Consider the following 14886-nt stretch of genomic DNA (forward strand, 5'->3'; position numbering starts at 1 on the left):
GTCGGTTCGAGTATGTTGCAGTAACAAAGCGCATTAATAGTGTAGGGAGATAGTATGCTTATCTTGACTCGTAGAGTAGGAGAGACCTTGATGATTGGTGACGATGTGACTGTTACAGTTCTCGGGGTAAAAGGAAATCAAGTTAGAATTGGCGTAAACGCACCAAAAGATATATCTGTTCATAGGGAAGAAATCTACGAGAGAATTAAGAAAGAGCAGTCTGAAGCAGGGAGTACGGAAGGCTGATTAAGTTATAGGAGAGATGGCCGAGAGGCCGAAGGCGCTCCCCTGCTAAGGGAGTATGTGCCAAAAGCGCATCGAGGGTTCGAATCCCTCTCTCTCCGCCACTAAATTTAAGTTTGACAAAGAATAACAAAAATAAGATAATAAGCGGCTCAGATAAGCGCCCGTAGCTCAGCTGGATAGAGTACACGGCTACGAACCGTGCGGTCGGGAGTTCGAATCTCTCCGGGCGCGCCATTTGAGTAAATTACCGAAATTAATCCCCTGTAGCTCAGTCGGTAGAGCGGGTGACTGTTAATCACTAGGTCGGCGGTTCGAGCCCGTCCGGGGGAGCCAAATAAATCAAGGGCTTAGGTAGAAATACCTAAGCCCTTTTTTTATGCGTGGTCACTTTTATGGTCACTTTGTTTTTCTCTTAAAACCGAAAATTTTTCGGTTCACCATCTGAAAAACGTACGTTACATAAGCAAATATTTTCGCCAAAGTCATAGTAACGCTTGGAATTAAGATCTGGAAGCTTTGCAATCGTTAACTAAAGCGAACTGTCACTCTCTTTGTTTGCCCTACTTTCATAGAAAGCGTTTACTTTGCTTGCTAGCCACATTTGAGGATTCTTAATTACCGGTGGAGGTACTTCGCCTGCCTTCCTCATTCGCCAAAATTGAGTGCGAGTCACACCTAATTTCTCCAACATATCACTGATCTTTAAGAACTCTTTTTCTTTGGCAATTTCTGTCGTCTTTTGTTCGCTTTCAGTATTCACAGGATCAACCTAATTACAAAGAGTTGTTACACACACCGCAACGTTCAGATAGATCTTCCCTCGCATTCAATAAAACCCAGGCTCGACAATTCGTGCATGTCGAAATCTGAACTTTTTTATCTTTGATGTCCTGGGCTACCACCCAAGCAGCCGAAAAGTCGAGTTGTCCGGAAGGATAGGAACGCTTGTAGGCGTCAAAAGCGGTTATCAGTGTTTGGATTTGACTGTCGGCCGATTTGTTTGAAGCAGCCCGATAGCACACGGCAAACAGCGTTACGTCCTTGTATTTCCGCCGGCTTCCAGTCAAGCCACGGGTGGAAAATTTGATGGATCCACGGCTGGGCGAACGGCCATGTAATTGACGGTATGTCTGTCTCAATAGCTTGATCGGAATCCCCGTGGCTTGATGCACGATTTTGACTTTGGCGTGACGATTAAGCAGTTCAATTGCCAGAGATTGCTGTTGATATTTCTTGAGCATTAGCTGCCTCCCTTAATCAATAGTGCCGCTTAATCCGAGCATGGCTTCCACTATCGGTGGAGATTCTCTGTTGATGTTTTGAATAAATTGACTCGAAAATCGAGGGGTAAAACATAGCCAGTTTGAGCGGGCAATTAAGTCAATGTCTTCTAAAGATAAACGACCAACTGCCAAGCGCATGGCCTCATCGGTAATTCCCAAGATTAATTCGGTCAGAACCGAGTTCTCCCGTGCGATTTCTCTGGCTTTGATGAGCCAGGCCTGATTCATGGCATAGATCTCTTCATCGCAACCCAACTGATCTATCGCCGTCAGTTTGTCAAAGTAGGCCTCAAGATTTTTGAATGCTGACTGCATCATGTTGTCGATGTGCCCCGCCATATTGACTATTTTCAGTTTCGATTTCAGAAAATCGGATCCGAATTCGGCGACCAATGGCAAAAACAATTCCTGAAAGAACCCCAGCGTGATGCTTTTAACGTCCTTAAAATCAATCGTCAGCGATTGCTGATTGGCAAAGCACTCGCGTGCCAATCGCGCGAGATTTTTGCCATGGATCGATTGAGGTATTTGGGAATTGGTGGCTGTGACGACAACGATATGCATGCGACTTCTCCTTAGTAGCTGATGGATCGTTTCTAACGAGCGCTTGGATTGTTCAATGTGAGCATTTTTGATTTTGTAGAAATCCAGCGTCGCCGACCTGAGCGATCAGTCCATACATCACAGATAGGGCATTGACTAAATGTGGCATCAGAATGAATCATGCCCAGGTAACGAGCGTGGCAACACCCGCAAAGAATGAATATCAAATTACCCGTAGTGAGCAGGGTAATTAAATACCAAGCCCGATTTATGTCTAACGGATAATTATGGGTGGATCGTGATTGAATAAATTGCCGATCGGCTAATATTCTTGAAGCAACGTTTATGTAGATCTCATAGGCCGCAATCAGTAAGGTCGCATTCAGGTTCGGGGTAGAAAGCCGGTGCCGTATGTCTTCGATCATGCCTAAAAAAAGCGAAGCATGAATGTTGTTGAAGGCCGAGCGGATGGCCCATTGATGATCATGTGGCAGCATGCCTTGTTTGGGCGATTGTCCTTGTACCGCTTTAAAAAATTCGATGCTTTGCTTTCGGGTTAAATGGCAGAGTTGGCTGACAATTGGCGGACGGGCGCCGAGTTGGATTAGTCTTTCCGCCAAGAGCAAGTCTGCGCCTATGTTTGGCCTGCTTTTAGAGAGCATGGGTTTCATCCGCAGTTCCAGTGATACAAGGTTGGAGAAGATCCACATAGGCAACCGTGGGCAAGTTGCTTGGGACATAGACAGGCAATAACTGAATTACTGCACGACTGCTTTCGGCGTGTTCACGAAGTTGCTGCTGTGTCATGCCGGCGAGACGATCTATGCCACCCCTATCAATTCCAAAGCGCCAGGCTGTTTCCGCCGGATTACTGCGTGCGCATTCCCTGGCTAACATGAGATATTCGAAATTTAACCGGGCAAGATCTTCATCCAGTGTTGACATAAACGCCTCTGTGTTGATTAACGACTGTTGTCGATATGCTAGGAGGGCAACGCGCAAATGTCCCGGTCGCAAAGTGACCTGTTTTGGGTCACTTTGCTCTGGAAGCCTTGTTAGATAGCGGTTTGCGTCGTTGAATATCATTGGTCTATTGAGCTGTCGATGCCTTTTTCGGCATGTGATGAACGGCCAATTTGATATCGTTAGGCTATTTGTGCGGCTTGAAGAATTGAATGATCCTGAAATTCTTCTAACCTCGTTCTGTTTACCAAAGGCTTTGTCCCTGACAAGCGGCATCTTACTTGGCGTTTGATCTGAATAACTACATTCCAAAATCATTTTTACTTCACTCATATCGCATTGGCTATGGAGGACATTGTTATGAATCGGCTATTCGCTAACCAGTCCGTTACTGTCGGTTACCTGGTTTGGGGTGGTTTATGCGTGAGGTAATTCAATGCTTGATCGATTGGTTGGATAGCGAGCCAAGCGATGAAAAAGGCCACCGCATATTGCGCGCGTTAGCCCAGGAATCGTTAATGAAAGCGGATTTCGAAGAGTCGAAGCGACGTTTCACGGCCGATGCAATCGTCGCTGCTGTTGGTGAGTCCTTAGAAAGTGCCGAACCTAAAAAATGGATCGACTGGCCGGGTTCGTTAAAAAAATATTGCGAAATCCGCGAACCGCAAATCATGGAATTTGCCCGTAAGCGTGGGCTTCCTCATTATCCAAAGCCGGAGCGTAAAAGCACAAAGGGAGGGCCGGGACGACACACGACGTTCTATATCAAAGCTGAACCGGTTCCGGAGATATTGGAAGAAGACCAAGCAATCGAGGACGTTCGGGCTGGGAGCAACGCAGCCGATTTGCAAGCCAGCTATCAAATGACTGAATTGGGTGAAGTCAAACCCAGTTGGGTCGCGCGTTGGTTATTCCGGCATGGACAGATCGAATTAAGACAATGGCATGTCTGGGTTATATTGGGATGGCTAGCAATCATAGCTGGGTTCGCGGTGTTAATTGCCTATGCCGGATGGCTATCGTTATCCGTGCCCAGGCCGGTGACAACGCAAGATTTGACATTACTGGTAAGTATTTTCGCGATTCCCTATGGTTCCTGGGTCACGATCATCAAGCCTTGGATATTATTGTTGGATGATCGAATCGTAGTAGCCCATGAACTGTTCACAAATTTTCATGAACAGTCTGCGCAGTTCGAACTGCTACGAGATGGGGATTTAAGAGTGGTGCGGTTAGTTCGGTATTCGGCGGCATGTCCCATTTGTGGGGCCACGATTTATCTCGAAAAAGGCGAACCGGATTACCGGCGCAGATTGGTGGGGCGATGTTATGAAAGCCCAAGAGAGCATGTCTTTAGTTTTGATCGAATCACGCGTTGCGGGCGGTTACTGGTAGATAGATAGCATTTCGAAGGTGCATCTCAGCCCTTTTAGGGTGGACATAGAACTGTAGCTTGTTCTCATTTTCGGTAATGAAAATGAGCGCATTATCCGACTGGATAATGCGTTCATGTATTGAAAGAGACTTAACTACCCATGCCTGCTTCGAGTGTTTGCGTTTGACCGGATTGAACTGGATACGCCATCACCGATGCCGGTTTGCCTTGCTGATCCAACTCAACCACGAAGGCTTTGCCGTACAGCGCAGGACAGCCGCAAAAATCTGGTAACAAGCGTTGCATGGCATTGGCCGGATCGCTGGCGGTATTGGCAACCACAAAGGCGATGAAGGCATCCGAATCGCTTTCGAAGGTCGATTCCTGAAATTCATCGTATTCGCTTCTGAAGCTGGCCATTTGTTGCAACACCTGAGCCGAGCAATCGCCTTTGGGTACGATGATGTCATCGGCGTTTTCCTGGCCTTGGTAGCAGGCCTGATCCCTGATTTCAACAACATCCCGCCCAAGCCAGATTCGGTAACCCTCGCAAAAACGCACAACTACCCAACACCAATCACCTTGGAATTGAGCCTGATGGCTTTCATTGACCGTTTCAATTACCAGTTCTTCATCATTGAGATGCCGAACCAGTGTATGAATCCAATGCCCGTTATCCAGTGTGCCGTGGTACAGCAAATAATCTCGACTCCAGGCAAACAAATAACGCCCTGCGCCGTCCTGTTTGATGTCATCATCAATCGAGACAACGCCTCGATCCATAATTTCTTCAAGGGTCATGGCTTTTTCCGGTCGCTGTTCGAAGTTTCCAAAAACTTCGGTATCGCAAACCGGATAAGCAATGATTTCGCGTAAAGCCTCAGGCGGCACTACTGGCACATCATTGAGTAACTTCAACAGCTCCCAATGCCGCAGCATTTCATAAAAACCAACGAACGCTTCGGCAGAGAGAGTGGCTTTCATCTGGATAAACCGCTGTTCGATGGTTTGCGCCAAAACGGCTTTAACCCGTTTGATGACATCAGCTTCATCCACCAATTTGTCACGATCCGGCAAGCGGGCGTGAAAACGGCAAGAGTCCAGATGAATGATATGACGATGCGATGTGTAGCTGTGCGAGGTATAAATGGGCAAACCTTGCAGATAGACATCGAACTCATATTGCGCTCCATTGGGTTGGTCCATGCCATGCAGATAAATCGTGCCAATCTCGGTGTTAACAAAGCTCAATCCGCCATCCAGGGCGCATGAACGCTCAAGCAATTGTTCGTTGAACAGCACTGGAATGGGGAAACCGAGCACCAAGCGTTTTAGCGTGCTGGCAATTTGACCCATTTCCATATCCACATCCTGCAAGGTAATGCTAGTGATGCCGTTCCAGTCCTGGACTGGTGTGATCGGCACCGGTTTAAATGCCAAAATGTGGTCGGTTTCGATGTCGATCGAACCACTTTTGCTGATGACGCTGATGTGCCGACAGGCAAACAGTGCCGATAAGAAGCCGATTCCAAACGGGTGTTCGTGGGCAACCACGTCTGCATCCCAACCGGATTCGGCGACTGTCAGTAGTATTGCAATCGAGTCGATGCCGCAGCCATCATCCAAAACCTGTAGCGTTTTGGTTTCAGGACAGAAGTTAATCACCACCATGGCCGCATTGGCCCGGCGCGCATTTTGAATTAACTCGCCCAGCACAGTAGTTTTGTTGGTGAAGCTGAAGCGCAGACTTTTGACCAAATTGGCTTGATTAACTTTCATCGCGACTTCGCTGGTTTGTGTGTTCATGTGTTATCTCCAGGTATAAAAAAGCCCCGAGGACACGACACAGTCCAACCCCGACGGGGAGAACGGATCATCTCCCCGAGGCGGGTGATACTGGCTAGGCCAGTGGTTAAGTTAAAGGCCGGTCTAACGCCGAATTACGATGCCAAAGCCAGGTCTGTAGTCGATGGTAGGGAGCCCGTCCATTCCAACAAGCTGGATTGTTCGTTTTCCAATACCGCATCGGGATCGATGCCTCGGCTGGTCAATACGCTGCTCATCGCCTGGGTTAACAGACAATGACCTTTTTCCCGTTCCGACTCGCCGCCGTGCTTGATCGCCCAAAAGGGATCGAAATGGACATGCCGGCTACTGCGTGGACACTGCTTGTTCACTTCGGTGTGAAACGCCCGATCTAAGTTCTCTGCCTGGTCGAACTGCTGCCAGAAACCATGACCGGCTTGCGTATCCACGGGCGGTAACCAGCGGCGCTGGCGGCCAACCCAACGGTTCATCCGGTCGATCAGGGTTTTACTTTTCGGAAAAAAGTGAATGGTGCCGACGCCCGGATAATAGCGAACGTCAAAATAACTGCCGCCTATCCGTTCTCCAACCCGAAGCGCGTGAAAATGCTGTCGAAACACCGACACCAAACTCACTTCCGCTTCGGTCTTACCATCGAGCAAGGCAAACACCTTGTCGAAATCCGCTAACAGCCGTTCTGACTCCCAGTTCAGACTACTATGGTACGACTCAACTTTGTGCCCTGGTAGAACGAACCGAGTGGTTTTGATCCGCATGCCCAGCGTGCGGTGTTTGTCATTGGATTTCCAGCCCATGTAAAACACCGCGTTATCGCTGTAATAGCGGGTGATCAGATCGAACACATCGCACACCATGCTCAGTTGAATTTCACCTTGCTGATCGATGATGCCTTGCAGAAATCCATAGATATTCGGCACGGTAAATTCCAAGGACTTCACCGTTTCGAAATCTGACTCCAAGCGTTTCTGCGCTGCCGATGACAAGCGTGATGTGACCTGTGTCGAGCGTAAGATGCTGGCCCAGGCCCGATTCTTCAGATCGTGATAGCGTTTAAACAGTGTCAGTTTCACCGCATCCGAAGACGACTCGTCTTCACTGCTGATACCGCCACCGCTCAGTTCGCCGAGCGTTTTGCCCAGCATGGTTCGATAACGGCTGGCTCGGGCTTCACTGACCACGGCCTGTCGCGCTGCTTCGACCGCGGCATTGAACATCAACACCGCGTTATCGATGAAGGCATTCGGCAAGGCCAGCTCATGGGGCAGTTGAAATTCGCCCGCTAAATCGTCGGCCTCCCGCCTATCCTGGCGCAAATCGTCCAGAATACTGCCGAGGATGTCCTGTTCGAACGTCGAAGTTTTTTTCAACCAGATCAGGGCCACGTCGACCGGCGTTTTGCGTTCGGCATCCTCGCCGGCGAACATTTCTTGCAGAAACTCGACCTCGCCGTGCTGCTCGATCAACCGTAATAACAGCTGGCGTTCTTTCGAAAACGGATTGCGCACGGTTTCGGCATTGAGAATGGCGACGATTTCACCGTCAAACAATATCTCCCAAGCCTTCAACACGTGTTTGGCGCCTTCGGCAAACGGCGGATTCATGATGATGTGAGAATAGACACTGCCGCTTTGAAACTGCAGAAAATCCATCCCTACCACCGCATAACCTTCATCGCGCAGAACCGCGTGTTTGCGGATATCGATTTCAATGCAATCGATCGGCAAACGTTTACCGTACTGGTATGGCCCTGGACGAAGCAAATGTCCTTCGCCTGCTGAAGGCTCTAATACCCGAGCGAATTGCTGGTTCTTGAACATCTCCCAAGCTTTACGACTCAGTGCTTCTGGCGTGGGGTAATATTGATAAGGGTCTGTCATGGTGTACTCCAAAGAATCCCCTGACGACCGATTTATCCCTGGCGGGATAGAATCATCCCGCAGGGGTAAAATAAAAAATCTCGGTTTAACCGAGTGTCGAAATCAAACGGCGCGTCAGATCAACGCAAACCGCTTACCTTGAATGAAGTCCTGATACTGCCGGGCTTCATTTTTTGCCTTGAACCGGGCATGCACGCTGCCGTCGATCCAGATTTCCCAGGGCAAGCGTTTAAGCTCACCTCTAACCAGTTCCACCTCGCCAACCCGAAAATCATCATGTTGGTAAAGCACCTGGCGTGGGCTGTCGATTCGAACGATGCACTGATCCAGCAAGGCCGGACCACCAATGTCGCCGGGTTCGATCAATAGCAGCACTTTGATCGTACCGGTCGAGCGGCCAATCCAGCCGATGACATCGTGTTCATCGAGCCAGGACTGACCGGTAGCTGGATCGCCGTAATACAGCCGGATTTTGCGCCGGCTATGGCGAAGCTGTTCCAACAACTCGACCACCGGTTCCGGTGTGTCGGCGTGATAACAGGTGCCGGATGGCAAACGCTGATACTGGATGCAATGACCTGTGCTGAAGGTGTGTTCAAAGATGTGTGAGTTCATGATGTTGTCCTCAAAAAAACGGAAACATCACGATTCCCCTGCGGGAATAGGACATTCCCGTGTGGGTGGATAAAAATAAGCACCGAATCGAATGACTTGGCTAACTCAGGCATTTACGAATTACGCGTCTGAACGACGCACTATTTTTTAGGATTTGTTTTCCAGTGCAGGTTTTCCCAAGGCTTGCAATGCCACAGGAATCAACTGATCCAAATCGTCCCAATCGATACTGCCGCCGTTGGCTTCGCCTTGTTGATAGGCTTCAACCAAACCTCGGCAAACCCTCATGGCCGCTTGCTCTTTCTTCAATTGCCGTACCGAATAATCCGGTTCCGGAAACTGTGCAACGGCAACGCATTCCCAGACCAAGCTTTCACCCTCCACTTCATGGTATTCATCGGACAATAACGGCATAGCAGCGGTGTCGTCCCAAATGCTGGCATCGTTGAATGCCTGCTCGGCAATCTGTTGTGCCGCTTCGGGACTATCCGCGGTAATACCCACCGACACCCGGTGCACATAGTCGATTTCGTAGGAAACTACGAAGAACCGATTAACCCCAGCCGCCGTGACATTGGCTGAGGCGGGTTCTTCGACTGGCAATTCGGTTTCCGCCGACTCACCCTCGATCAATGCGCTTTCATAAGGCTCGATCTCCTTGTTGCAGTCCGGGCAGCGATCGTTACAGCCGCAATCCCATACATCCTCCCATTCGGTTTGGCAGTAAGGGCAGCGGTATTGATTCAGATAGCGAACCGCGCTGTTTTCGGCAGGGGTTGTGCCACTGCTGGATTGGTTGATTTTTTTCATGGTCATGTCCTCCAAAAAATGCAGGAACGACCACCCGGCAGGATGAGGTTCCCGCAGGTAAAAATCGCTGAATAAAGCCGAAAATCGGCTCGCACAGCGGGGTTGAATTCGCGCAAAAAACGGTATATGGTGGCTAAAACTCTTTAAAAAGCAGAGAACGAGCCATGTTTGACGATATTTTGTGCATTTTTGATTTCCTCAGTCCTAAGCAGACCAAGGAGCCGTATCCAAGTCGAAAACCGATGGCGATTCCGTTGGACTCCAACGATCAATCCACATCAATCTGCAAAAAATTATTTGCTGATTTGGATGCCGCCGAAGCAGAAGTCTTGAACGATATTGACGATCCAGAAATCGCTTGGACGCTATTAAGTCGTATTCGTCAACTCAGGCGAGATAGCCAACAAGATCTTTCGGCTTTGTTGCCATCAGACTTATTGCCGACTCAATTTGATCACCCCATCAACAGAAACCCCGTTCGTATCGTCAAAACACAAACGGGTGCTCAGTGGTCGGTTTTCAATGGTGGGCAAGCTCATTAGCCTGAATCACCAGGCCATTGCCAGACTTGAGAGCAGTCCGTAATTGGCGTACAGGATGGGATGATTTTGATAAATCATGATCCATCACCGAAGTAGCTTTTTTCGAGCGTTTTGTCGGTTTACCGGCTTTCGACTCATCTAAAGCTGCCATTGGCCTGACTTTTTCCAATTCCAGCTGCAACTTGGCAAGTTGAATATCGGCCTTGATCAGTTCCATGGTTTTGGTTTTTACCTGCAACTCCTCATCCAATCGATCAACTTGCCGATTGGAGCCTGCGTTGCGACTATGAATTTCCTGTCGCACCGAATCCGATAGGGCCAACCAATCCACCTCATGACGGATGCTGGACATGATCACCGGTAATCGGTTTCGCGATTGGCGCTTGCTTTGATAGCTGCGAAATGTTTGAGACGCATGTTTCAAAGCATTAAACATTTGCAACGCCGTTGCCCAAAGGACTCGCAAGGCGAGAATAAACATCGCCAAAATAATGATGCCGAAGATAAAGTTCATTGAAGTTCTCCTTTATAAAATTTAAGAAAGCACTTCGAATGAACAGCACCCGGCCGGGCGATGGTCGCCCGAAGCGGGTTTTAGATTTGCAGGGGTGAATACCTCTGCGATTTACATCGGGCTTAACGCACCCGACACGATCACGGTTTAACGTGCTCGCCGCTTAAAGACGGAACGCCGACCAAAGTCGGATTCAGCATTCTGGAAAGAACGCATGAAATGTCTGTTTGTTGAATGAGCTCTAGGAAGTGAGTGCATTCGACAAACCTGGAGACAATCAGCTACCCATAGCCACAATCGCTTAGGTTATGACCTAAGGATTGGGCTACGGATAATTGACTGGCGGTGATTTAGGCCGCCAACAACACCGCTTTCGAGAGATCGAACAATTGCGCTCTCAACTCCTGAAGCTCGTTGATGGTAATGGCAATCGGGAATAGATGACTGACATCCAGCCCCAAACCAATGCCGACCGTTTCAATACCGCTATCCCGGCAACGCTGCAAAATATCCAGCGTGCTCAAGGTATCGTTGGGTTGACCATCGGTCATTACCATCAATACCTTGCGCGGTTCCCGGCAACGCAGCAGCGACGCCGCACCAAACCAAATCGCTTCGGTCATCGGCGTACTACCCGTAGCGGCTAGCGAAAAGGCGCCGGTTCGGGCGTTCACGCGTTGGCCATGCTCCAGTAATCGGAATACCGAATCGTTTTGATGGCCTGGAAACGCAGTCACGCCAGGGTTAACCCCCGGAATGCCTTCAAAGGCCAACGCCAGTGCCAAGGTCGCTTCCAACGCAATTGGCATTCGTGATCCAACGGACTGACCTTGGCTATCGGTGACCTGATAACCCATGCTTTCGGATTTATCGAGTAACAGATGAATGGCCGTATTGGGTGACGCTTTGATCTCTTTGCGCTGAAACAGTTTGGTTTCACCCAGTGGCAAGCGGTGTAAACGCTTGCCATCCATCCGACGTCCACGACATGCGTGTTGCGAGCGGTTGATGGTTTGCGATTGCACCAAGCCTTGTAGAGCAGCACGGATTTTCCCCGATTCGCTTTGCACCTTACGCAGCAAAAACGCACCCGCCCGATCGTCCATAGGCGGCTCGATGCCACTGGGCATCAGCAGTTCCGATGCGTTTTCCGCTGCCAACGACAACGCGGATTTCAGCGATTCGAAAAGGTCTTGCTCGATGTCACTGTCACCAGCGGACAACAGGGTTTGTAAGATGCCCATCGGGTCGGCAATTTCCGTGACCTCTTCAGCATCCCCTTGTGGGTTGGATGAATTGTTATCGGAGTGCGTTGTCGGCTCATCGTCAGGATTTTCCGGATTTGAATCATCGCTACCCGCCGATGCTGATGACGGATCGTCGTCAGTGTCGGCGGGCAATCGTTCATTGGGCTCCATTTCATCCTGGGAATCCGAGCCATTCGAATCGTCCGAATCGGCTGATTCAGTATCCTGATCCGTATCATCCGGTTCAGGGGTGTTTCCATCATCTGCCGATTGCTGATTGCGCTGCCGTTGTTGCTCGAATTCCTGCTCAATCATGGTCAGGATGCGATCAGTCAATTGCAGGCAATCGGATTCAGACTGCAAACCCATCGGCACTTCGGACAACAAGCCTTTCAGCCGGGTCACCGCACCTTTCGGAAACTTTGCCTTCAGCGCCATTTCGGTTTGCTCGACCAAAGGCAGTAAGGCCGTTTGACCCAACACCCTGGCACGCAAACTTTTCAAGACAAAACTATAGAGGATATTGGCCGGATGATCATCAATGCTGTTGGCCACAAAGTCGCCTTTGGCAATCATCTTTTCAATCACCGTGCGTATCGTCAGCCTGGTACCCGGAAAGTCCTTGGCCAGTTCGTGCTCGATACGGACATCTTCAATCGCATTGCATAAGCGCCGCCGTAATACCGAACTGCCATAGCGCAGCGTAAAATCCGAATAACGAATATGCGCGGCTTCATGAGCCAATAGCCCCCAGGCGTAATCCTGATAATCCGCATCGTCGCCCTCATAGGCCGGCAGCCAAATGGTTTGGCCATCGGTTTCGGCTTGATCTCCGCCGACACAGACTTTAATGCCAAAGCGATTGCCAATGGCCGCCGCGACGATGGGAAATGCGTGGTGTAAGGTTCTATTTTTCATGGTTTGCTCCAAAAGTTGGAGCAAACCACGACCCCAGAGGGACATGAATTTGCCCCAGTGGGTGAATAGTTAAATGGCGTCAGATCAGAACCAGTAGTCCTGGTCAGAATCGTCCGCCTCCTCATCGTCTCCCGCAGTCACCGTTTCAGGTTCTGCTGAATGCTCAGAAGGGTTGGATTCATCGGTATCGTTACCGGTTTTTAGAGCGGTCTGACTTTTATCCAGCAAGACCTCAAGCGCCCAGTTATCCGCTGTCGATTCCGCTTCGAGTTCATCATCAAAGATGCCATCAAACAGATCGGTAAAATCGGGAGTGTCTGAAACGCTTTCAGCGATGACTGGTGTTGGTGCTGTTGGCGCGACGAGTACTGCTGGTGGCTCGGGCTCCGCGTATTCGATGACTTCTTCAGTCTCTTCAACAACGGGCGGTTGAGTCGTCAAAAGTCCTTCGCCGTGCCGCCGGGTTTTATCCGGATCGGACAACAGCATCGCCGTGGCTAGAATCTCCTGCAAAATGCTGCCTTCAATAGCGCCTTTGTTGGGAATTCTCGCCAATAAATCGTCAATGGTGCTGACGACCGGCGCGACCCGATGATCCAGAAAACCTAGCCCATCGAGCTTGTCGCGCATGCGGCGAATCGGCCGTAACGCATTACGCGTCACTTGCTCCTTACCTAGCAACGACTGCTCGATGAGTTGATTGGCTTCCACGGAGATTTCGTAGAACATCTGCTCACTGAGTGAACCGATTTTGCTTTCCAGACGTGCAACATCCGCCGGCGGCAAGCTATCGGGTAAACCGACACTCACCACCAGAAAATCAAACGATAGTCGCGTCGAGACAAACTCCACTGAATCCACCGCTTGTTCGATGATGCCGGCAAATTCCGGATGGCGAACCACCCAGTCAGTGACCGCCGCATCGTAACCGGCAATAAACTCGGTTTTAGCTGCTGCAAAATCCAGCGCAATGCGCTCGAGTTCAGCAGTAATGCTGGCTGCGGACTCAACCGGCACGGCAAAACCACCCAGAAAGCGGGTGCCGACGCGCAAACATATGCGTTCAGCTTCTTTCTTCAGGCGGTTGAATACCGTCAGCTTATCGGGATCGAGCAAACGTTTGGAGCCTAGGCTGGCTAAATCCTCCGGCGGCAATTTGCTACCATCGGCCAGCACCAGGTCTTCTTTTTTCAGTTTCTTGCGTGCGCCGTAGATATTGGCTTCGACTTTCACCAATACCACGCGATCTAATATCACTTGCGTTTCATGAGACATGGGAACCTCCTAAAAAATTAGAGGCACACCCATCCCGTTGGGGCCGATGCGCCCCTTTCGGGTTAAATAAAAAACAATATGGGTTAAAACCAGCAGTCGTCCGTGTCGGACATGGCCGCTGCCAGATTTAATCGGGGTTTGAGTAGACCTAAGATTTCAGCAGTTTCACGAATACTGTCGAGGTCGGTGCCGAAAAATGCCAGCACGTCCTGTTCAGCTTTCAGATCGGCCGAGAGATCTCGGGCGGTTTCGGTGGCAATATCAATGTCCGCGCCTTTAAAGCCTTTTGCTTTCAGTGCCAGTAAAAACAGCCAGGGCAAAACACCATGCACTGATTTGATCTGACCACTTAGTTCAAAGGTTTCAGCATTGAGGGTGGTATCAATCAATTGTTGCCAACCATCCCAGTCTTGTTCAGGCTTAGATTGCTGATCCGATACCGATTGAATAACGCCGATCAGTCGCTCGATCTCGATACCCAATTCCACACGGATAGACTGCTTTGCATGGCAATCAATGGTCCAATAAAGTGCCTCGACTGGCGGTGCTGGCACAGACTCGGGATTTGCATCAGGTTCAGGCAATTGTGATGACGTTGCCGGAGTCTTACCCGGAACCACCACATTGCCGTTAACATCAATATCCACCTCGGCGACCAACACATAGCCTTTGGCCTGTTTTTGTCGTTCGATGTCGGGTTGCTTCAGGCCGTAACGGTTACTTACGCCCGGCAATCGATCTGCCGTTTTGCCCCAACGAGTAGTTATACTGCCATCCGAGTTACTCCTGACCGCCCAGTCTTTAGAACTGCCGTCACTGTTATGATGACGATAGAGATTCCAGGCGGCCAT

General features: G+C 49.9%; 16 protein-coding genes and 3 tRNA genes. 6 read left to right on the plus strand and 13 right to left on the minus strand.

Features of this window, described 5'->3' with window-relative positions:
* Positions 1–54: 54 nt before the first annotated feature.
* The 4 genes from csrA (at position 55) to JL719_RS06215 (ending at position 579) form a co-directional block, all read left to right on the plus strand.
* Positions 55–246 (plus strand): carbon storage regulator CsrA, encoded by a 192-nt coding sequence (csrA, locus tag JL719_RS06200; RefSeq protein WP_020482891.1) that lies wholly within the window; start codon positions 55–57, stop codon positions 244–246.
* Positions 247–256: 10 nt separating this feature from the next.
* Positions 257–347: transfer RNA gene (locus JL719_RS06205), tRNA-Ser, on the plus strand.
* A 56-nt stretch (positions 348–403) separates the two neighbouring features.
* A tRNA-Arg gene (locus JL719_RS06210) sits at positions 404–480 on the plus strand.
* Positions 481–503: 23 nt separating this feature from the next.
* Positions 504–579, plus strand: a tRNA-Asn gene (locus JL719_RS06215).
* Positions 580–775: 196 nt separating this feature from the next.
* Here the strand turns inward: JL719_RS06215 and JL719_RS06220 are convergent.
* The 5 genes from JL719_RS06220 to JL719_RS23985 are packed head-to-tail and all read right to left on the minus strand — an operon-like array spanning position 776 to position 3368.
* A complete protein-coding gene (locus JL719_RS06220; RefSeq protein WP_026601855.1) occupies positions 776–1006 on the minus strand; it encodes a helix-turn-helix transcriptional regulator in 231 nt (76 codons plus the stop codon).
* A gap of 13 nt (positions 1007–1019) precedes the next feature.
* Positions 1020–1487 (minus strand): FlhC family transcriptional regulator, encoded by a 468-nt coding sequence (locus JL719_RS06225; RefSeq protein ID WP_033157949.1) that lies wholly within the window; start codon positions 1485–1487, stop codon positions 1020–1022.
* Positions 1488–1499: 12 nt separating this feature from the next.
* Positions 1500–2093, minus strand: a complete 594-nt coding sequence (locus tag JL719_RS06230) for an STAS-like domain-containing protein (RefSeq protein ID WP_033157948.1) — start codon at positions 2091–2093, stop codon at positions 1500–1502.
* A 32-nt stretch (positions 2094–2125) separates the two neighbouring features.
* Positions 2126–2743: a FlhC family transcriptional regulator gene (locus JL719_RS06235; protein ID WP_165385924.1), complete on the minus strand. Its 618-nt coding sequence runs from the start codon at positions 2741–2743 to the stop codon at positions 2126–2128.
* Positions 2724–3368: a flagellar transcriptional regulator FlhD gene (locus JL719_RS23985; protein WP_225893043.1), complete on the minus strand. Its 645-nt coding sequence runs from the start codon at positions 3366–3368 to the stop codon at positions 2724–2726. The genes JL719_RS06235 and JL719_RS23985 overlap by 20 nt, the downstream gene beginning before the upstream one ends.
* A gap of 185 nt (positions 3369–3553) precedes the next feature.
* Between JL719_RS23985 and JL719_RS06245 the strand changes: the two genes are divergently transcribed.
* The gene (locus tag JL719_RS06245) at positions 3554–4438 is read left to right on the plus strand and encodes a hypothetical protein (protein ID WP_225893045.1); all 885 of its coding nucleotides are present in this window, start codon (positions 3554–3556) and stop codon (positions 4436–4438) included.
* A 122-nt stretch (positions 4439–4560) separates the two neighbouring features.
* On the opposite strand, the gene JL719_RS06250 is transcribed toward JL719_RS06245, so the two are convergent.
* From JL719_RS06250 to JL719_RS06270, 4 genes are all read right to left on the minus strand, one after another.
* Positions 4561–6216, minus strand: a complete 1656-nt coding sequence (locus JL719_RS06250) for an ATP-binding protein (RefSeq protein ID WP_026601849.1) — start codon at positions 6214–6216, stop codon at positions 4561–4563.
* A gap of 134 nt (positions 6217–6350) precedes the next feature.
* Complete coding sequence (locus tag JL719_RS06260) at positions 6351–8114, minus strand: DUF4942 domain-containing protein (protein WP_026601848.1); 1764 nt, start codon at positions 8112–8114, stop codon at positions 6351–6353.
* Positions 8115–8228: 114 nt separating this feature from the next.
* Positions 8229–8729: a hypothetical protein gene (locus tag JL719_RS06265; RefSeq protein WP_026601847.1), complete on the minus strand. Its 501-nt coding sequence runs from the start codon at positions 8727–8729 to the stop codon at positions 8229–8231.
* A 147-nt stretch (positions 8730–8876) separates the two neighbouring features.
* On the minus strand, positions 8877–9539 hold the full coding sequence (locus JL719_RS06270; RefSeq protein WP_026601846.1) for a 14-3-3 family protein: 663 nt from the start codon (positions 9537–9539) through the stop codon (positions 8877–8879).
* A gap of 164 nt (positions 9540–9703) precedes the next feature.
* Here JL719_RS06270 and JL719_RS06275 point away from each other — a divergent pair, with 164 nt between their 5' ends.
* A complete protein-coding gene (locus JL719_RS06275) occupies positions 9704–10081 on the plus strand; it encodes a hypothetical protein (RefSeq protein ID WP_026601845.1) in 378 nt (125 codons plus the stop codon).
* Here JL719_RS06275 and JL719_RS06280 read toward each other — a convergent pair.
* From JL719_RS06280 to JL719_RS06295, 4 genes are all read right to left on the minus strand, one after another.
* The gene (locus JL719_RS06280; RefSeq protein WP_026601844.1) at positions 10059–10595 is read right to left on the minus strand and encodes a hypothetical protein; all 537 of its coding nucleotides are present in this window, start codon (positions 10593–10595) and stop codon (positions 10059–10061) included. The genes JL719_RS06275 and JL719_RS06280 overlap by 23 nt on opposite strands.
* A 350-nt stretch (positions 10596–10945) precedes the next feature.
* Positions 10946–12760 (minus strand): VWA domain-containing protein, encoded by a 1815-nt coding sequence (locus JL719_RS06285; RefSeq protein ID WP_026601843.1) that lies wholly within the window; start codon positions 12758–12760, stop codon positions 10946–10948.
* Between the two features lie 84 nt (positions 12761–12844).
* Positions 12845–14035, minus strand: a complete 1191-nt coding sequence (locus tag JL719_RS06290; RefSeq protein WP_026601842.1) for a DUF3150 domain-containing protein — start codon at positions 14033–14035, stop codon at positions 12845–12847.
* An 83-nt stretch (positions 14036–14118) separates the two neighbouring features.
* Positions 14119–14886, minus strand: coding sequence for a hypothetical protein (locus tag JL719_RS06295; RefSeq protein WP_026601841.1), 768 nt, complete (start codon positions 14884–14886; stop codon positions 14119–14121).

Origin of the sequence: Methylomonas sp. LW13, from assembly GCF_016865255.1 — a bacterium.
Lineage (GTDB): Bacteria > Pseudomonadota > Gammaproteobacteria > Methylococcales > Methylomonadaceae > Methylomonas.

What these genes read in the sequence shown, in the direction of transcription:
- csrA (WP_020482891.1), top strand. Translation starts at nt 55, where the DNA reads ATGCTTATCTTGACTCGTAGAGTAGGAGAGACCTTGATGATTGGTGAC.
- JL719_RS06225 (WP_033157949.1), bottom strand. Translation starts at nt 1,487, where the DNA reads ATGCTCAAGAAATATCAACAGCAATCTCTGGCAATTGAACTGCTTAAT.
- JL719_RS06230 (WP_033157948.1), bottom strand. Translation starts at nt 2,093, where the DNA reads ATGCATATCGTTGTCGTCACAGCCACCAATTCCCAAATACCTCAATCG.
- JL719_RS06235 (WP_165385924.1), bottom strand. Translation starts at nt 2,743, where the DNA reads ATGAAACCCATGCTCTCTAAAAGCAGGCCAAACATAGGCGCAGACTTG.
- JL719_RS23985 (WP_225893043.1), bottom strand. Translation starts at nt 3,368, where the DNA reads ATGAGTGAAGTAAAAATGATTTTGGAATGTAGTTATTCAGATCAAACG.
- JL719_RS06245 (WP_225893045.1), top strand. Translation starts at nt 3,554, where the DNA reads ATGAAAGCGGATTTCGAAGAGTCGAAGCGACGTTTCACGGCCGATGCA.
- JL719_RS06250 (WP_026601849.1), bottom strand. Translation starts at nt 6,216, where the DNA reads ATGAACACACAAACCAGCGAAGTCGCGATGAAAGTTAATCAAGCCAAT.
- JL719_RS06260 (WP_026601848.1), bottom strand. Translation starts at nt 8,114, where the DNA reads ATGACAGACCCTTATCAATATTACCCCACGCCAGAAGCACTGAGTCGT.
- JL719_RS06265 (WP_026601847.1), bottom strand. Translation starts at nt 8,729, where the DNA reads ATGAACTCACACATCTTTGAACACACCTTCAGCACAGGTCATTGCATC.
- JL719_RS06270 (WP_026601846.1), bottom strand. Translation starts at nt 9,539, where the DNA reads ATGAAAAAAATCAACCAATCCAGCAGTGGCACAACCCCTGCCGAAAAC.
- JL719_RS06275 (WP_026601845.1), top strand. Translation starts at nt 9,704, where the DNA reads ATGTTTGACGATATTTTGTGCATTTTTGATTTCCTCAGTCCTAAGCAG.
- JL719_RS06280 (WP_026601844.1), bottom strand. Translation starts at nt 10,595, where the DNA reads ATGAACTTTATCTTCGGCATCATTATTTTGGCGATGTTTATTCTCGCC.
- JL719_RS06285 (WP_026601843.1), bottom strand. Translation starts at nt 12,760, where the DNA reads ATGAAAAATAGAACCTTACACCACGCATTTCCCATCGTCGCGGCGGCC.
- JL719_RS06290 (WP_026601842.1), bottom strand. Translation starts at nt 14,035, where the DNA reads ATGTCTCATGAAACGCAAGTGATATTAGATCGCGTGGTATTGGTGAAA.
- JL719_RS06295 (WP_026601841.1), bottom strand. Translation starts at nt 14,886, where the DNA reads ATGGCCGCCTGGAATCTCTATCGTCATCATAACAGTGACGGCAGTTCT.